Genomic DNA, 14,004 nt, shown 5'->3' on the forward strand with positions numbered 1-14,004 from the left:
TCGCCATCGCCATCCCCGGATATCGTGCTGTGGGCCATGTCGAACGGGAAACCTTCGCCGCAGCCACTCTCGTGGCGCGGATGGAAGACGCGTCCCTGGATCAGGCTGTTGTCTGGGACGATGTTGGAACCTTCGACGGCCGCCCTTGGCGCGGCGCAGTGGACATCGTCACTGCGGGCTATCCGTGCCAGCCGTTCTCGGTCGCGGGCAAGCGCCGGGGCGCGGACGACCTGCGCCACCTCTGGCCGCATGTCGCCCGGATCATTGGAGAGGTCGAACCGCCCTTCGTCTTCCTCGAGAATGTCGCCCATCATCTCCGCCTCGGCTTCCCCGAAGTCGCCAGCGGACTGGTCGGCATGGGCTACCGCCTTGCGGCAGGCCTCTTCACGGCGGCGGAAGTCGGCGCGCCCCACAAGCGCGAGCGGCTGTTCATCCTCGCCATCCGCGAGGGAGACGAACAGGCCGACCCCGCGCGCCTGCTCTGGAACCCGGTCGAGTGGCGGGAACCGGACGGAACTGCTGAGGCTCTGGCCGACGCCGAGGGCCAGCGCCAACGAGAACCGGCAGACCAAACCGACGCCATCGCAGGCAGCGGGCCAGCATGGAATGAACCTCGCGACGACCGCCGCGCTGTGGCCCACGCCGCAGATCGACAGCTTCCGCAGCCGGGGTGGCGACAGGCGCAACGAGAAGGGTCTGGACCGGATGGCGCGGGACTGGCCGACGCCGATGGCGAACGACGGATGCAAGCCGAGCGCGGGCAACAGGCGGACAGCGGACCTGACCCACGCGGCCGGGATGTGGATGACGCCGACGGCGCGCGATCACAAGGACGGGGCGACGAGCCTCGCGAACACGCCGGTGAACGGCCTGCTTGGCCGCCAGGTCCTGGTGACGCCGACGGCTGGGAGCGATACCTCCGAGCCGCGCCGGACCTTGAACCCGCTGTTCGTCGAGGCGCTGATGGGCTGGCCCACCGGGTGGACCGGCTTCGCCTCTGTGGCAACGGCGTGGTCCCCCTGGTTGCGGCGCATGCGCTGCGAACTCTCGCGGCTGAACTGCTGGCCGATGGATGAGGCCGCATGAAGCAGTCCCGCTTCATGTCGCTGGTCGAGTCCGTCGCCAACGTGATCGTCGGCTACGGCGTCGCGGTCGTGACGCAGATCCTGATCTTCCCGGTCTTCGGGCTGCATACGACGCTAGCGCAAAACCTGAAGCTAGGGCTTGTCTTCACCATCGTGTCGATAGCTCGTTCCTTCGCCTTGCGGCGGCTGTTCGAGGCGATCCGGATGCGGAGCGCCAAATGATCGACCGCCGCCCCGGCGGGACGGCGGCCATCAACTTGTCGGGGTCCGGTGCGTCAGGCGGCAGGGAGTTTGTACACGCGCCCGCGTCCTTCGACCTTTTCCGACGTCACCTCGAGCCCGAGTTTCTTCTTCAGCGCCCCGGCCATCGCGCCTCTCACCGTGTGCGACTGCCAGCCCGTCGCGGCCATGATCTCCTCGATGGTCGCGCCCTCAGGCGCGCGCAGCATGGCGATCAGGGTGGCCTGCTTGGTGCCCTCGCGCAGCGTGCGCGCCATGGGCGCAGCCTTCGGTTTGGTGCGGATGTCCGGCGCGGGCTCCTCGGTCGGCGCGTCCCTCGCGCCCACAGGCGCGGTGTTCGCGTCCTCGGTCTCGATGCCGATGGCGGCGAGGCCTGCGTCGGTGATGCGCAGCAGGATGGCGCGGCCGTCCGCATCGTTGCGCCAGAAGCGGTTGAGGGCGGCGTCGGCCTTCGTCCGGCTGTCGGTGACGATCTCCGCGGTGAGCCCGCGCGCGAGGAGCGCGCCGACCACCTTGACCGCGGCCCCGCCGCGGAGCGAGCCGGGCAGCGGCAGGAGGTTGCGGTCGTCGCGTTGCGCGGCGGCGGCGAGGATGATGGCCTGGGTATCGGAAAGCCTGTTCATGGGGTCGTCTCCGTGTTCGGGCCCGCGTCATGCGGCGCCTCCTACGACCCCGAGCCGCGCCCGGGGCGCGGCGGGAGTTCCGGCGATGCCGGAGATCAGCGGGCGTGTTCGCCCTCGCCGAAGGCGCTGTCGGTGATGCGCTTCAGAAGTTCGGCGTAGTATCCGAGGGTGCCGACCATGGCCCAGCCCACCTCGTCGGGGTGGCAGCCGAAATGGTCGTCGCTGAGCGCCTGCAGCCGGGCGAGCATCGCGTCGATCTCGGCCTTCTTGCCGACGAAGGCGGCTAGCGCCGCCTCTCGATTGCGGCGCGCCTTATCGGCGCGGAGTTCGTGGCGCGGGGTGTTGATCGGGTTCACGCGCGTGGTCATCGTGGTGGCTCCGTGGTGAGTTGCATCGTCTTCGTGGGATCACGTTCCCTCTGTCCGCCGTGCTTATCAACTCAATAAGCACATGATTTTGAATGATAATCGGAGCCGTCGATGCAGGGCATGAGCGAGCGCCAGTACGCCGCCCATGTCGGGCTGTCGCGGGGCGCGATCCAGAAGGCGAAGACGGCCGAGCGGCTGGTTCTCTATCCCGACGGCAGCATCAACGCGGCGGCCAGCGACGCGCGCCGCGCCGAGACGACGGACCCGTCGAAGACGAGGAAACCGCCCACGCCGAAGCTGAAGCCCGTCCCCGAGGCGGCAGTGGCCGCAGTCGGCGACACGCTCCGCGAACAGGGTCTGGCGGTTCCTGCCGTCGGCGGCGGCACGACCTTTCTGCAGGCGAAGACCGCGAACGAGGTGCTGAAGGCGCAGGAACGGCGCATCCGGCTCCAGAAGCTGAAGGGGGAGCTGATCGAGCGGGCCCGCGCGCTGGCGCTGGTGTTCCGCCTGGCGCGGGAGGAACGGGACGCATGGGTGAACTGGCCCGCGCGTGCGGCGGCGCTGATGGCGGCCGAGCTCTCGGGCTCATCCGGCGACGCGACGGGCCAGCAGATCACCATGGAGCCAGCCGCGATGCAGAAGGTCCTGGAAAAGCATGTACGCGCCCACCTCGACGAACTCGCCGAGGTCCGGCCCGACTTCCGGTGATGAGGACCGGTTTCGCGACAGCGAAACGCAAGGGTCCAGTGGACCCTTGCGAGGGACGAATGCCCGGAGCGCAAGCGCAGGGCCGGAAGATGGCCTCACGGACTTCGACGGCGCGGGCGCTCGGCCAGTCCTCGAACCGATGGCGGACATGGCCTCGCTCCTGCGCGCCTGGGGCAACGGGCTGCGGCCCGACCCGGACCTGACCGTCTCGGAATGGGCGGACCGGCACCGGATGCTCTCGGGGCGTGCCTCGGCCGAGCCGGGGCGGTATCGCACGGTGCGCACGCCCTACATGCGCGAGATCATGGACCGGCTGTCGCCCGGCGATCCCACGCAGCGGGTCGTGTTCATGAAGGCCGCGCAGGTCGGGGCAACCGAGGCGGGCAACAACTGGATCGGGTTTGCCATCCACCAGGCGCCGGGGCCGATGCTGGCGGTCCAGCCGACGGTAGAGCTGGCGAAACGCAACTCGCGCCAGCGGATCGACCCGCTGATCGACGAGAGCCCCGAACTGAGGGAGCGGGTCAAGCCGGCCCGGTCCCGCGATGCGGGCAACACCATGCTGTCGAAGGAATTCGCGGGCGGCATCCTGATCATGACCGGGGCCAACTCGGCGGTCGGGCTGCGCTCCACCCCGGCGCGATACATCTTCCTCGACGAGGTCGACGCCTATCCGGCCTCTGCCGACGAGGAAGGCGATCCGGTCACGTTGGCCGAAGCGCGGTCGCTTACCTTCGCGCATCGGCGCAAGGTCTTCCTGGTGTCGACGCCGACGATCCGCGGGCTCTCCCGCATCGAGCGGGAATACGAGGCGAGCGATCAGCGCCGGTTCTTCGTGCCGTGCCCGCATTGCGGCCACGCACAATGGCTGAAGTTTGACCGGCTGCGCTGGCAGAAGGGCCGCCCGGAGACGGCGGAGTATCACTGCGAGGGCTGCGACGCGGCAATCGCGGAACACCACAAGACGGCGATGCTGGAGGGTGGCGAATGGCGGGCGACCGCCAGGGCCGCCGATCCGGCCACGGTCGGGTATCACCTCTCGGCACTCTACTCGCCGATCGGCTGGCTGAGCTGGGAGCGGATCGTGCGGGCATGGGACGCGGCGCAGGGCTCGGACGAGGCGATCAAGGCCTTCCGCAACACCATCCTCGGCGAGACATGGGTCGAGACCGGCGAGGCTCCAGACTGGCAGCGGCTTTACGACCGCCGCGAGCGCTGGACATCCGGCACGGTGCCCGCGGGCGGGCTGTTCCTGACCGCCGGGGCCGACGTGCAGAAGGACCGCATCGAGGTCGATGTCTGGGCCTGGGGTCGTGGACTTGAGTCGTGGCTCGTCGATCACGTCGTGATCGAGGGTGGGCCGGACCGGCATGACGCATGGTCGGAGCTGACTGCGCTGCTGGACAAAAGCTGGCCGCATGAACGCGGCGCGCATCTGCGCATCGCGCGGCTCGCCATCGACACCGGCTACGAGGCTCCGGCGGTCTATTCCTGGTCGCGGGCGCAGGGGTTTGGGCAGGTGTCGCCGGTAAAGGGCGTCGAGGGGTTCAACCGCTCGAGCCCGGTGTCGGGGCCGACCTTCGTCGACGCGACGGAGGGCGGCAAACGCCTGCGGCGCGGGGCGCGGCTCTGGACCGTGGCGGTCTCGACCTTCAAGGCCGAGACCTACCGCTTCCTGCGGTTGGCGCGCCCGACCGAGGAGGGTGAGGCCGGACCGTCGCGCCAGTGGCGCGGCGTAAGCCGGCCGAACGCCGAGGGTGCCGCGTTCCCGCCCGGCTCGGTGCATCTGCCGCACTGGGTCGAGAACGAATGGTTGAAGCAGTTCGTGGCCGAGCAGCTGGTAACTGTGCGCACGAAACGCGGCTTCGCCCGTCTGGAATGGCAGAAGCTGCGCGAGCGCAACGAGGCGCTGGATTGCCGGGTCTATGCCCGTGCCGCTGCCTGGATCGCGGGCGCGGACCGCTGGCCTGACGAGAAATGGCGCGACCTCGAGGATCAGCTCGGGGCGGCCCCCACCGACACCGATCCCGCCGGGCAGATCAACCGGCCGGGACAGGCCCCGCAGGGCAAGCGCCGCTCCGACTGGCTCGGACGGCGCGGAGGATGGTTCTGATGACCGACTGGACGGAAACCGAGCTCTCGGCGCTGCGCCGGGCCTATGCCAGCGGCACGACCCGGGTGAGCTATGACGGCAAGTCGGTGGATTACGGCTCGGCCGAGGATCTGCTCGCGCGCATCCGGACCATCGAGCGCGCCATCGCGGGGACCAATCGTCCGCTGCCGGTGGCCGGGCTCGCGGGCTTCAGCCGCGGGGACCGCTGATGTCGGCGACCTGGTTCGATCACGCCATCGCCACGGTGGCGCCGCGCATGGCCGCGCGCCGCGTCATGGCCCGTCAGGCCTTCGAAACCCTGACGCGCGGCTATGATGGCGCAGCGCGCGGGCGGCGGACCGAGGGCTGGCGCGCGCCGGGATCCTCTGCCGACACCGAGATCGGCGTGGCCGGGGCGCTGTTGCGCGACCGGATGCGGGATCTGGTGCGCAACAACCCGCATGCGGCCAAGGCCGCGGCCGTGCTCGTCAACAACATCATCGGCGCGGGGATCATGCCGCGCGCCGCCAGTGGGGACGACACGCTGGACCGCAAGGTCGACGCGCTCTTCGAGCGCTGGACGGCGGACTGCGATGCCGACGGCCAGCTCGACTTCTACGGGCTGCAGACGCTGATCTGCCGAGAGATGGTCGAAGCTGGCGAGGTGCTGGTGCGCCGCCGCCCGCGGCGAGCGAGCGACGGCCTTCCGGTGCCACTGCAGTTGCAGGTGCTCGAGGCCGACTTCCTCGACGCCACGAAATCCGGCGCCCTCGGCGCAGGGCGGCTGGTCCAGGGGATCGAGTTCGACCCGGTCGGCAAGCGCCGGGCCTACTGGCTCCATGCCGAACACCCGGGCGACGCCTATGGGGCGTTGCAGAACGGGTTGCAGAGTCGCCCGGTCCCGGCGAGCGAGATCGTCCATGTCTACGAGAAGCAGCGCACGCAGGCGCGCGGCGTTCCCTGGGGCGCGCCGGTGATCCGGTCGTTGCGTGATCTCGACGATTACGAGGTGGCCGAACTGGTCCGCAAGAAGACCGAGGCCTGCGTCACCGCCATCGTCTTCGGCGACGACGAGGCGCAGCAGGGCATCGCGCCCTCGGTGGTCGATGCCGACGGCAACCGGGTCGAGCAGTTCGAGCCGGGCCTGATCGCCTATGCCCGTGGCGGCAAGGACATCCGCTTCAACCAGCCCTCCGCCACTGGCGGCTATGGCGAGTACAAGCGGGCCAGCCTGCACACGATCTCGGCGGGCTTCCGGGTGCCCTACGAGTTGCTGACCGGGGATCTGTCCCAGGTGAACTATTCCTCGATCCGGGCAGGGCTGGTCGAGTTCCGCCGCCAGATCGACGCGGTGCAGTGGCAGCTGTTCATCCCGATGTTCTGCGCGCCGGTCTGGCGCTGGTTCACGGAAGCGGCGTGGGCGGCGGGGCAGATCCCGTCGCCCATTGTACCGGTCGAATGGTCGCCGCCGAAGTTCGAGGCGGTCGATCCGCAGAAGGACGCCATGGCGAACCTGCTGTCGATCCGCTCCGGCACCATGACGCTGGCCGAGGTGATCGCGCGGCAGGGACGCAACCCCGACGCGGTGCTGGCCGAGATCGCCGCGACCAACGCCAAGCTCGACGCGCTGGGGCTGGTGCTCGACAGCGACCCGCGGCGCGTCACGAAAACTGGCAGCGCGCAGACCAGCGATCTGGCCACCGATCCCGCCGCCGCCGAACCGGACACCGACGACCCCTCCGCCGACGCGGAAACCGATCCGGCGCAGGCCGACCAACAGGACTGACTTTCATGGACACGATGATCGAACTGCCGGCCATGCGCCGGTCGGCGGAGCTTGCGCCGAACACCGCCGATGCCGACAGCCGCACCGTGGAGGTGGTCTGGTCGGCCGGGGCCCGCGTGCGCCGCGCCACCTTCTTCGGCGAGCCCTATGACGAGGAACTGAGCCTCGATCCCGCCCATGTCCGGCTCGACCGGCTCAACGCGGGCGCGCCCTTCCTGAAGGTGCACGAGCTCGACACGCTCGACGCGGTCATCGGCTCGGTCGTGCCGGGCTCTGCCCGGATCGAGAACGGCCGCGGCATCGCGCAGGTGCGGATCAGCGAGCGCGCCGACGTCGAGCCGATCTGGCGCGACATCCAGGCCGGGCACATCCGGGCGGTCTCCATCGGCTACCAGGTCCATCGCTTTGAGGTCTCGAAGCCCGAGGCCGCCCGCGAACTCTGGCGGGCAGTGGACTGGACACCCTTCGAGGTCTCCGCCGTCGCGGTCGGCGCCGACCCCGCCGCGGGCTTTCGCGCCCAGCATCCCCTTCACGACTGCGTCCTTCACCGCCGGGACGCCCCTTCAAGCACGAAAGGACCGATCCCGATGACGGACAAGACCCAGACCCCGGCGAGCGACGCCGCAATTCCCGCCACCACCCAGCCGACCGAGCCGGTCGAAACCGAGGACACTACCATGACCGAGCCGAGAGCGGCTGCGCCGGACCCGAAGGTCGCGGCCAGCGACCCAAAGGTCCACGCAAGTGAGATGCGCAGCCAGCCGAAGACGCAGCCAACGCCCGCGCCCGACACCGAGGCGGTCGCCACCCGCGCCCGCGAAGCCGAGCGCGATCGCGTCTCCACCATCTACGATCTGGCCGGGCGGCTGAACCTGGAACGCGGCTTCGCCGAGGACCTGGTAAAGCGCGGCGTCAGCGTCGACGAGTCCCGCCGCCTGATCCTCGACCAGGTCGCGGCGAAGTCGGACGAGACCCGGACCTTCCCGCACGTCTCCGTCCCGCTCGGCGGCAGGGACGAGCGCATCACCCGCCGCGACGCGGTGGCGAACGCGCTCCTGCACCGTTACAGCCCGACGCTCTTCCAGCTGGAGGACGCCGCCCGGCAGTATCGCGGCATGACGCTGCTGGAGCTCGCCCGCGAAAGCCTCGGCAACGCCGGGGTCAACACGCGGGGGCTGTCGCGCGACGAGGTGGCGACGCGGGCCCTGCATTCGACCTCCGACTTCCCCGAGATCCTCTCGGCGGTGACCAACAAGACCCTGCGGCAAGCCTACGAGGCCTATCCCCGCACCTTCATGCTGTTCTGCCGCCAGGTGCTTGCCACCGACTTCAAGGCCATGCACCGGGTGCAGCTCGGCGAAGCCCCGCAGCTTCTTGAGGTCGGCGAGAGCGGCGAGTTCAAGCGCGGGACGCTCGGCGAGAGCAAGGAGAGCTACAAGGTCAAGACCTATGGCCGGGTGGTCGCGATCACCCGCCAGACGCTGATCAACGACGATCTCGACGCCTTCACCCGGATCCCTGCCATGTACGGCAACTCCATCGCGCAGCTGGAGAGCGACGTGGTCTGGGGCATCATCACCGCAAACCCGGCGATGGCCGACGGCAACGCCCTGTTCCACACCACGCACAAGAACCTCGCGGGCACCGGCGCTGCACTGGCGGTGGATGCGGTGGGCGCGGCGCGTGCGGCGATGGCCAAGCAGACGGGTCTCGACAAGAAGACGGTGCTGAACGTCCGCCCCGCCTTCCTGATCGTGCCCGCCTCGCTGGAACTGAAGGCCGAGCAGCTGGTCGCGCAGAACCTCGTGCCCGCCGCGACGTCCAGCGTGGTGCCGCAGTCGATCCGCACGCTCGCGCCGATCAGCGAGCCGCGCCTCGACGCCGCCAGCGAGACGGCCTGGTATCTGGCGGCCAGCCCGAACCAGATCGACACCATCGAGTACGCCTATCTCGAGGGCCAGCAGGGCGCCTACATCGAGACGCGCAACGGCTTCGACGTCGACGGTGTCGAGATCAAGTGCCGCCTCGACTTCGGCGCCAAGGCCATCGACTGGCGCGGCCTCTACAAGAACCCGGGCGCGTAATCCGCACCCCGACATGCTGAACCCCTACACGCGGGCGGTCCAATCGGGCCGCCCTTCGTCTTTCCACAAGGATCCTCCCCATGAAAACCTACGTCCAGCCCGGCAACACCATCACCCTGACCGCGCCCTATGCCGTCGCTTCCGGCGATGGCCTGCTCGTCGGCTCCATCTTCGGCATCGCCGCCGGGGACGCCGCCCTCGGCGAGCCCGTCGAGGCAGCGCTCGTCGGCGTCTTCGACATCACCAAGGTCGGCTCGCAGGCCTGGACCGTCGGCGCCAAGGTCTATTGGGACGACACCAACAAGCGCTGCACCACGGTCGCCACCGACAACACCCTCATCGGCGTGGCGGTCGAGGCCGTGGCGAGCGGCGCGGGCGACACCATCGGCCGGGTGCGCCTGAACGCGACGTTCTGATGAGCGCCTTCGCCGCCGCCGTGGGCGCACTCTTTGCAGATCCGAACATCGGCCGGGACGCGGTCTACATCGCCGACGGCGGCGCGCCCGTTCTGGTGCGCGTCGTCGCCCGGCGCGCAGACGCCGTCACCGACTTCGGCGACGCGCGGCTCTGGTCGGAAACCACCCGGATCGATCTGCGCGTCGCCGAGGTTGCGAACCCGCGCCCCGGCGACCGCATCGAGATCGACGGCGACGCCTTCCTCATTCATGGCGAGCCCGTCCGCGACCGCGAGCGGCTGGTCTGGACCGTCGATCTGAGGCCCGCGTGAAACTCAAGCTCGACATCGATCCTGACATAGTGGCGATGATGGCGGCCGAGGTCGCGGCCGGTGAACGCGCCGTGACGGCCGCCATGCGCGAGGCCGGGACCGGGCTGAAGTCGGCGTGGCGGTTGCAGATCACCGGCGCGGGGCTCGGCCCACGGCTCGCCAATTCGATCCGGAGCCAGAACTTCCCGAGGTCGGGCGAGAGCCTGGACGCCGCAGCATTGGTCTGGTCGAAGGCCCCGGTCATCGTCGGTGCGCATGACACCGGGCCGCTGATCCGCTCCAAAGACGGGTTCTGGCTGGCGATCCCGCTGCCCGCGGCGGGCAAATCCCTGCGCGGCGGCCGGATCACCCCCGGCGAATGGGAACGGCGACGCGGGCTGCGCCTGCGCTTCGTCTATCGCCGCACCGGCCCGAGCTTGCTGGTGGCGGAAGGACGGCTGAACACGAAGGGGCAGGCCGTTGTGTCCCGCCCGAAGACCGGGCGCGGCAAGGTCACCGCGCCGATCTTCCTGTTGGTGCCGCAGGTCAAGCTGCCGAAGCGGCTGGACCTCGCGCGGGATGCGAACCGGGCGCTGGACAGCGTGCCGGGGCTGATCGTGGCGAACTGGGTGGAGGGACGGCTTGGGTAAAGCCCCTTGCCTCGCATTGGAGTGTTTGTGGCGGCCGCGACGATCAGGCTTCAATCCTGGAAGTGCTGGTTCGAGCCCCCTGATCAGGGCAGAATACCTGCGAGGTCCGGGAGCGGCGGCGCCATGCCATCAACAATTCGCGTAAACGAGGACAACGCCTTTCTGCTGCGAACGCAACAGCACTTCAGGCATGCCGCTGATGTGATCGCGGCGGCTTGGTGCAATTTCCCGCAGGTCGTGGCGATCGGGGTCATCGGATCGGTTGCCAAACCCCTGTGGAAGGAGGTGCCACGTTTTGCGCCATATCGGCGTCGCGGCATTCCGCTCTGGCATGAATGCAAGGACCTCGACCTTGCTCTGTGGGTCGACGGTCCGACCGGCCTCGGTGAACTGCGGCGCGCCATGGCGACCGCACTGAGAAAGGAGCACGAGCAGCAGCGGGAGTTCGGCGTCGCGGATCATCAGGTCGACGTGTTTCTGTTCGAGCCCGGAACCGACGCCTATCTCGGTCGGCTCTGCCACTTCAACCGTTGCCCGAAATCGCGGCCGGAATGCGCCGTAGCGGGCTGTGGCACGGCGCCGTTCATGCGCCAGCTGCCTGACTTCGAGCCGCACACGGACATTCTGGAAGGTGTTGAAAGGTCAATGCTTTACACGAGGGCCGAGGGTATCCGGTGTTTTGCATCGAGTTTTCCTGACCCCATCGACCATGCGTGACCTTTCGCTGGGCGCGCGGACGCGGGAACGACCTTCCTTGCTAGCCTCTTTCCAACCGTTGAACTGAACAGGCCGCCATGCCCACCCCTCGCGAAACCATCCTCACCGCGCTGCATGCGCGGCTCATGGCGCTGCCCGCCACCGCCCTGCGCGGTGAGGTGCTGCCCGAGCGCGTGCCGGCCGAAGGGCTGCTGATCCTGCGCGACGGCGAGCCGGGGGAGCCCGAGGTGACGCTCTCGCCCCTGCGCTACCACTATCAGCACCGCGCCGAGATCGAGGCGGTGGTTCAAGGCGCGGCGCGTGACGCGGCCTTCGATACACTGACCGCAAGCATCGGCACGGCGCTCGCCGCCGACCGCACGCTGGGAGGCCTTTGCGACTGGCTCGAGGCGGAAGCGCCGCGTCCCGTCGATCTGCCGGTCGAAGGTGCGGCGAGCCTGAAGGCCGCCGTGATCCCGGTGGTGCTTCACTATTCCACGGCCGATCCGCTCGGCTGATCCCGACAACCCGAGGAGAACACCATGGCACGAGCCCAGGGGGCGCGGGCGCAGATGGCGCTTGCGTTCGAGACGACCTATGGAACGCCGCCCGCCAGCGGCTTCACCCGCATGCCCTTCGCCAGCACCTCGCTCGGCGCGGAGCAGCCGCTGCTGAACTCGGAGCTCTTGGGCTACGGCCGCGATCCGCTGGCGCCGATCAAGGACGCGGTAACAGCCGATGGCGATGTCGTGGTGCCCCTGGACGCCGAGGCCTTCGGCTTCTGGCTGAAGGCGGCCTTCGGGGCGCCGACGACGACCGGCACCGGTCCCTGGACGCACGAGTTCCAGTCGGGGTCCTGGACGCTGCCCTCGACGTCGATCGAGACCGGCATGCCGGAGGTCCCGCGCTTTGCCATGTATTCCGGCTGCGTGCTCGACCAGATCACCTGGCAGATGCAGCGCTCGGGGCTTCTGACCGCGACGGCGCGGCTGGTGGCGCAGGGCGAGACGGTGGGCACGACCACCAGCGCGTTCGGCGCACCCGCCTCACCCCCCGCCGCGCTGGAGCTGAAGCGCTTCGGGCACTTCAACGGGGCGATTACGCGCAACGGCTCGGCCCTCGGCAACGTGGTCTCGGCCGAGATCACCTATGCCAACAACCTCGACCGGATCGAGACCATCCGCTCGGACGGCCGCATCGACGGGGCGGACCCGTCCATCGCGGCGCTCACCGGCCGGATCGAGGTGCGGTTCGCCGACCAGACGCTGATGACGCAGGCGATCAATGGCGAGGCCTGCGAGATGGAATTCGCCTACGTCCTGCCCTCGGGCGAGAGCTTGCGCCTAACCGTGCACGCCGTCTACCTGCCGCGCCCGCGCATCGAGATTTCCGGGCCGCAGGGCGTGCAGGCGACCTTCGACTGGCAGGCCGCCCGCGACAGCATCGTCGGCCGGATGTGCACCGCCACCCTCGTGAACGATGTGGAGACGTATTGATGCTGACGCTCGATCTGACCAACGCGCCGCGCTGGCACGATCTCGCCCCCGGCGTCCGGGTGCAGCTCCGCCCGCTGACCACCGCGCTGATGGTGACGACGCGCAGCGACCCGGGTGTCGAGGCGGTGCCCGAGGAGGCCTCTGACGAGGAGCGCGCCGTCGCCTTCGCCAAGGCGCTGGCGCGCCGCGCAGTCCTCGCATGGGTTGGCATCGGCGACGCCGAAGGCAACTCCATCGATCCCAGCCCCGAGGCCATCGATGCGTTGCTCGACGTCTGGCCGATCTTCGAGGCCTTCCAGCTGACCTACGTCTCGAAGGGCCTGCTGCTGGAACAGGAAAAAAACGCCTCCGCGCTCTCGCCGAATGGTCCTTCGGCGGGGGCGAGCGGTACTGCGAAGCCTGTGCGCAAGCCTGCCCGGACTGCCCGGCGCGGCTGAACCGTCCGGAAACGCCGGAGGGTTGGCAGGTCTGGGACCTGGTCGGCCGTCTCGGTGGCCAGCTGCGCGTGCTGCCCGGCGCTGTGATCGGCTGGGACATGTCGGCAGCACTTGCGCTCGGTAACGCGCTCGGCGTGCCGCCGCTCGCCATGGCCGAACTGCTGCCCGTCATCGAAGCGGTGATGGTGCGGAAGCTGAACGAGGAACTGGCCGCGAATGGTGGCTCCGGTGTCAGGTCTTGATCTTCTCGATCAGCGAGACGCCGGGCAGCCCCTCGAAATGCGCGTCGCAGGTCAGGAGCGTCGCGCCCTGTGCGCGGGCGGTTGCGAAGATGATCGCGTCGGCAGTCGCGAGCTTGTGCTCCCGGCACGCCTCCGCCGCCGCCAGCGCGATCTCGGTGTCGAGCGGGACGACGTGGCAGACCTGCGTGAAGGCGATCACCTGATCCGCCTTGTCCTCGCCGACCTCGCGGGTCAGCCATTTCGCCAGCTCCAGCTGGACCATGGTCGGCACGAGCCATTCGGCCTGTTCGGGCAGCTGCTCGGCCAGCTTCTCGCCGGTCGGCGAGCCGATCAGCCATTCGATCCACGCCGACGTGTCGACGAGGATCATCAGAACCGATCCGTCCGGTCGCGATAATCGGCGGCGGACGCGCCGCGCGCGAGCCCCTTCAGCGCCTCCCGCTTGGGCACTGGCACAAGCAGGACGCCCGTACCTTTCGGGATGAAGGCAAAGGTCAGCCCGGCCTCCCAGTGCTGGGCGGCCCGGATCGCCTTGGGAATCGAGATCTGGAACTTCGAGGACAGGGTCGCGGTCTCGGCCATGGTCATACTCTCACTAGATCGATGGCGGAAACGTAAGACGCCGATGCGGCGAAAGCAAGGACTCTGACCAATGGCTGAGAAACGCGTCAGCGTCCGCCTTGCGGCCGTGGGCGGACGGCAGGTGCGCGCCGAACTGGAAGGCGTGGGCGAAGCCGGATCGCGTGGCTTCGGACGGCTCAGCCGCGAGATGGAGGCGGCGAACGCCCGGC

At 69.2% G+C, this 14,004-nt stretch carries 19 protein-coding genes and 1 pseudogene; 16 read left to right on the forward strand and 4 right to left on the reverse strand.

Annotated elements, in window-relative coordinates; translation table 11 throughout:
- Positions 1 to 80: 80 nt before the first annotated feature.
- The 3 genes and pseudogenes from ACK4IU_RS17485 to ACK4IU_RS17495 all read left to right on the forward strand — a co-directional run.
- Positions 81 to 416 (forward strand): annotated as a pseudogene (locus tag ACK4IU_RS17485) (DNA cytosine methyltransferase); the annotation flags it as partial.
- Positions 417 to 606: 190 nt separating this feature from the next.
- Positions 607 to 1,086 (forward strand): hypothetical protein, encoded by a 480-nt coding sequence (locus ACK4IU_RS17490; protein ID WP_409737799.1) that lies wholly within the window; start codon positions 607 to 609, stop codon positions 1,084 to 1,086.
- The gene (locus ACK4IU_RS17495) at positions 1,083 to 1,307 is read left to right on the forward strand and encodes a hypothetical protein (RefSeq protein WP_409737750.1); all 225 of its coding nucleotides are present in this window, start codon (positions 1,083 to 1,085) and stop codon (positions 1,305 to 1,307) included. Before ACK4IU_RS17490 ends, ACK4IU_RS17495 begins: the two co-directional genes overlap by 4 nt.
- A 53-nt stretch (positions 1,308 to 1,360) precedes the next feature.
- Here the strand turns inward: ACK4IU_RS17495 and ACK4IU_RS17500 are convergent, their stop codons facing one another.
- Positions 1,361 to 1,948, reverse strand: a complete 588-nt coding sequence (locus tag ACK4IU_RS17500) for a DUF3489 domain-containing protein (RefSeq protein ID WP_409737753.1) — start codon at positions 1,946 to 1,948, stop codon at positions 1,361 to 1,363.
- A 95-nt stretch (positions 1,949 to 2,043) separates the two neighbouring features.
- The gene (locus ACK4IU_RS17505) at positions 2,044 to 2,316 is read right to left on the reverse strand and encodes a hypothetical protein (protein WP_409737756.1); all 273 of its coding nucleotides are present in this window, start codon (positions 2,314 to 2,316) and stop codon (positions 2,044 to 2,046) included.
- Positions 2,317 to 2,427: 111 nt separating this feature from the next.
- Between ACK4IU_RS17505 and ACK4IU_RS17510 the strand changes: the two genes are divergently transcribed.
- The 13 genes from ACK4IU_RS17510 (at position 2,428) to ACK4IU_RS17570 (ending at position 13,213) form a co-directional block, all read left to right on the forward strand.
- Complete coding sequence (locus tag ACK4IU_RS17510; protein WP_409737759.1) at positions 2,428 to 3,024, forward strand: hypothetical protein; 597 nt, start codon at positions 2,428 to 2,430, stop codon at positions 3,022 to 3,024.
- A gap of 139 nt (positions 3,025 to 3,163) precedes the next feature.
- Positions 3,164 to 5,137, forward strand: coding sequence for a phage terminase large subunit family protein (locus ACK4IU_RS17515; RefSeq protein WP_409737762.1), 1,974 nt, complete (start codon positions 3,164 to 3,166; stop codon positions 5,135 to 5,137).
- Complete coding sequence (locus ACK4IU_RS17520; protein WP_409737765.1) at positions 5,128 to 5,346, forward strand: phage head-tail joining protein; 219 nt, start codon at positions 5,128 to 5,130, stop codon at positions 5,344 to 5,346. Before ACK4IU_RS17515 ends, ACK4IU_RS17520 begins: the two co-directional genes overlap by 10 nt.
- Positions 5,346 to 6,902 (forward strand): phage portal protein, encoded by a 1,557-nt coding sequence (locus tag ACK4IU_RS17525; RefSeq protein WP_409737768.1) that lies wholly within the window; start codon positions 5,346 to 5,348, stop codon positions 6,900 to 6,902. The genes ACK4IU_RS17520 and ACK4IU_RS17525 overlap by 1 nt, the downstream gene beginning before the upstream one ends.
- A gap of 5 nt (positions 6,903 to 6,907) precedes the next feature.
- The gene (locus tag ACK4IU_RS17530; RefSeq protein WP_409737771.1) at positions 6,908 to 8,986 is read left to right on the forward strand and encodes a prohead protease/major capsid protein fusion protein; all 2,079 of its coding nucleotides are present in this window, start codon (positions 6,908 to 6,910) and stop codon (positions 8,984 to 8,986) included.
- A gap of 80 nt (positions 8,987 to 9,066) precedes the next feature.
- Complete coding sequence (locus tag ACK4IU_RS17535) at positions 9,067 to 9,402, forward strand: DUF2190 family protein (protein ID WP_409737774.1); 336 nt, start codon at positions 9,067 to 9,069, stop codon at positions 9,400 to 9,402.
- The gene (locus tag ACK4IU_RS17540) at positions 9,402 to 9,713 is read left to right on the forward strand and encodes a hypothetical protein (protein WP_409737777.1); all 312 of its coding nucleotides are present in this window, start codon (positions 9,402 to 9,404) and stop codon (positions 9,711 to 9,713) included. Before ACK4IU_RS17535 ends, ACK4IU_RS17540 begins: the two co-directional genes overlap by 1 nt.
- The gene (locus tag ACK4IU_RS17545) at positions 9,710 to 10,342 is read left to right on the forward strand and encodes a DUF6441 family protein (RefSeq protein ID WP_409737779.1); all 633 of its coding nucleotides are present in this window, start codon (positions 9,710 to 9,712) and stop codon (positions 10,340 to 10,342) included. Before ACK4IU_RS17540 ends, ACK4IU_RS17545 begins: the two co-directional genes overlap by 4 nt.
- A 123-nt stretch (positions 10,343 to 10,465) precedes the next feature.
- Positions 10,466 to 11,059, forward strand: coding sequence for a hypothetical protein (locus tag ACK4IU_RS17550; RefSeq protein WP_409737782.1), 594 nt, complete (start codon positions 10,466 to 10,468; stop codon positions 11,057 to 11,059).
- 77 nt (positions 11,060 to 11,136) lie between these two features.
- Positions 11,137 to 11,556 (forward strand): acyl-CoA transferase, encoded by a 420-nt coding sequence (locus ACK4IU_RS17555; RefSeq protein WP_409737785.1) that lies wholly within the window; start codon positions 11,137 to 11,139, stop codon positions 11,554 to 11,556.
- Between the two features lie 24 nt (positions 11,557 to 11,580).
- Positions 11,581 to 12,534, forward strand: a complete 954-nt coding sequence (locus tag ACK4IU_RS17560) for a phage tail tube protein (protein ID WP_409737787.1) — start codon at positions 11,581 to 11,583, stop codon at positions 12,532 to 12,534.
- Positions 12,534 to 12,971 (forward strand): hypothetical protein, encoded by a 438-nt coding sequence (locus tag ACK4IU_RS17565; protein WP_409737790.1) that lies wholly within the window; start codon positions 12,534 to 12,536, stop codon positions 12,969 to 12,971. The genes ACK4IU_RS17560 and ACK4IU_RS17565 overlap by 1 nt, the downstream gene beginning before the upstream one ends.
- A 98-nt stretch (positions 12,972 to 13,069) precedes the next feature.
- Positions 13,070 to 13,213 carry a hypothetical protein gene (locus tag ACK4IU_RS17570; RefSeq protein WP_409737793.1) on the forward strand — a complete coding sequence of 48 codons (144 nt, stop codon included), beginning with the start codon at positions 13,070 to 13,072 and terminating at the stop codon, positions 13,211 to 13,213.
- On the opposite strand, the gene ACK4IU_RS17575 is transcribed toward ACK4IU_RS17570, so the two are convergent.
- Positions 13,203 to 13,583 carry a type II toxin-antitoxin system VapC family toxin gene (locus tag ACK4IU_RS17575; protein ID WP_409737795.1) on the reverse strand — a complete coding sequence of 127 codons (381 nt, stop codon included), beginning with the start codon at positions 13,581 to 13,583 and terminating at the stop codon, positions 13,203 to 13,205. The two genes, ACK4IU_RS17570 and ACK4IU_RS17575, sit on opposite strands and share 11 nt — an antisense overlap.
- Positions 13,583 to 13,801 carry an AbrB/MazE/SpoVT family DNA-binding domain-containing protein gene (locus ACK4IU_RS17580; RefSeq protein WP_197055732.1) on the reverse strand — a complete coding sequence of 73 codons (219 nt, stop codon included), beginning with the start codon at positions 13,799 to 13,801 and terminating at the stop codon, positions 13,583 to 13,585. The genes ACK4IU_RS17575 and ACK4IU_RS17580 overlap by 1 nt, the downstream gene beginning before the upstream one ends.
- Positions 13,802 to 14,004: the final 203 nt, after the last annotated feature.

Origin of the sequence: Tabrizicola flagellatus (genome assembly GCF_046295235.1) — a bacterium.
Classification (GTDB): domain Bacteria; phylum Pseudomonadota; class Alphaproteobacteria; order Rhodobacterales; family Rhodobacteraceae; genus Tabrizicola; species Tabrizicola flagellata_A.